We start from the raw sequence: 2,107 nt of genomic DNA, 5'->3' as shown, positions 1-2,107 counted from the left end.
CTTCGTGTCGGTTTCCTGCGTCTGGTCGATGTGACTGACCGGCAGCGCGGCAAAGCCTACGGCCAGCATTGCCTTCAGGTTGTTGCGCTCAGCAATCTGCGTCACCACCGCGCCCAGGGTGGTGTCGTGATAAGAGACCTCACGCCGGGAGTTCAGCGTGCCGCGGAAATCCACGCTGCGCGCCCGGATGGTCATGGTATCCGGCGCGCCGTGGTGCTCCACCTCGTCAACCGTGAATTCACCTTTGCCGATAAGCGCCTGGCCTTTCCAGCCCAGAAACAGCTTAATCACCGCCCCGCGCACCGGCATTGCCAGCTGTCCGTCGGCGTCGTCCAGCTCAAGGTCGAGCTGGTCAGCGTCAAAGCCCCGGTTATCGGTCAGCGTCAGCGAAATCAGCCGGTCGCGGATGCTGGCCGTCACGTCTTTTGCGTTCACGGTCAGCATAAAGTCAGGCTGTATCTGCGCGCCTGCCTGCACGGGTAACCCGGTAATCGTCATCCCAGCAGCCCGCCCACGGTGGAGATAATGCCGCTGGCGGCGGTTTTCGCGCTGCTGATGGCGGTCGTGACCTGGCCCGGCAGGTTGTTTGCACCGCTGATAAGCCCGTCAGCTTGTTTTTTCAGATCGCCAAACATGGAGGTTAACGACTCGTCAACACGCTTGAGGCTCAGGGTAAACAGGATTTTTTGCGCGCTGCCGTTGCTCAGAAACTCGCTGTGCGTCGCCGAAAAGCTTTCCGCCACGTACATCCCGTAAATGGTGCCGTTGCCGCCAATCAGCGGCCATGCCCGGCCCTCATCGGCCATCACCTTGAGCGTCAGCAGCGAGATGGCACCGCCCGTCACCTCCGGGCGCAGTTCGCCGGTCAGGGTGATTTTTTCATCCCCCACGCCGATAAACTGCGCCGATGCCCGTTGCCCGACGCGGCTGTTAGTGGGCCAGCGGTAATCCACGCTCTGCTGCAGTTCAGAGTAAGGCAGCGTCTGGCGCATAAACGGCATCATGCCGTAAATCATCATCATCGTTATTCCCATCCCATTTTGCTGCGGTTCTGTGCCTGCCGGTTGCGGTCGTTGCGCGCCTGCTGCTGTGCAATCAGCGCCAGCGCATCATCTTTGGTCATACCCGGATGCATGTGAATATCGTACTGATAGCTGTTCTGGCTTTTGTCCTGATACCCGCCGTTCGCCGCCGGTGACGACACGGGCTGATAAGCCGGGCCGGTGTCGGCCAGACTCCACGGCAGGCCGTTCGGTGCGACCGGATCGTGTTCGGGAACTTTGTCTTTCAGCCCGTCAGACTTGCTGTCGATAACGCCGAGCTTATCCAGTACCCACCGGATCCCGCCCATCAGCTGGTCCAGCGCTTCGCCGGGGATTTTCAGCCCCTCGGCCAGCGCCTCGCCGAACTTCTTACCCATATCTCCGGCGTTTTTCAGTTCGGTCTGGGTGGACTTCACCGGCTCCAGCAGCTTTTTAAACCAGCCCCACAGGTCTTTAACCTTGTCGCTCAGCCAGTTAAAGCTGGGCTGAAGTGAAACAAACGCATCGCTTATCGGGCCTGCGGCGGCGGTAAATCCCTCGGCGACGCCGGAAATAAACGCCTTAACCGGCTCCCAGTACTTGCGGATAAGCAGCGCACCGGCAACCACGGCAGCGACCACGGCCACAACCGGCCAGGTGATCGCGCCCAGCGCCGCCACAATGGCGCTGCCCGCCACGCTGAACGCGGTGCCCAGCAGGCCCGCGCCCGCGATAAGCGCATTCACCCCGGCCATTACCGGCCAGGCAACCAGCCCGATTGCGCCCAGCGCACCGACAAAAATCAGCCCCGCCATCGCCGCTTTAGCAATGCCTGCTGACAGCGCCGGATTTTTCTGTATCCAGTTATCCACCGTCAGCAAAAACTTCGTGCTGTCCTGGGTCAGCTTACGCAGGCTTTCATCAAGCTGGTCGTACAGGTCGGTGCCAATTGCCTCCTGCGCCGACTGCAGCTCTTTAAGGTCGCCGCCGAGGTTGTCCTGCTGCACCTTCACCAGCTTCGCCGGGCTGCCGTCCGATCCCTGAAAGGTGCGGGTCAGGTCGTCCAGCAGCCCGCTGGTCGCACC

The 2,107-nt window shown here is 61.2% G+C and carries 2 protein-coding genes and 1 pseudogene; all 3 read right to left on the bottom strand.

Annotated elements, in window-relative coordinates:
* Positions 1-498 (bottom strand): annotated as a pseudogene (locus BBW68_RS13715) (phage late control D family protein); the annotation flags it as partial.
* Entirely contained in the window at positions 495-1,022 is a 528-nt protein-coding gene (locus BBW68_RS13710) for a phage tail protein (RefSeq protein ID WP_070135773.1), read from the bottom strand. The gene BBW68_RS13710 and the pseudogene BBW68_RS13715, both read right to left, overlap by 4 nt.
* Before the next feature lie 2 nt (positions 1,023-1,024).
* The coding region (locus tag BBW68_RS13705; protein ID WP_070135772.1) for a phage tail tape measure protein at positions 1,025-2,107 on the bottom strand (1,083 nt) is incomplete at its 5' end.

Source organism: Candidatus Erwinia dacicola (assembly GCF_001756855.1).
GTDB classification, from domain to species: domain Bacteria; phylum Pseudomonadota; class Gammaproteobacteria; order Enterobacterales; family Enterobacteriaceae; genus Erwinia; species Erwinia dacicola.
The sequence above is the reverse complement of the archived record's forward strand: the minus strand, read 5'-3'. Positions and strand labels throughout refer to the sequence as shown.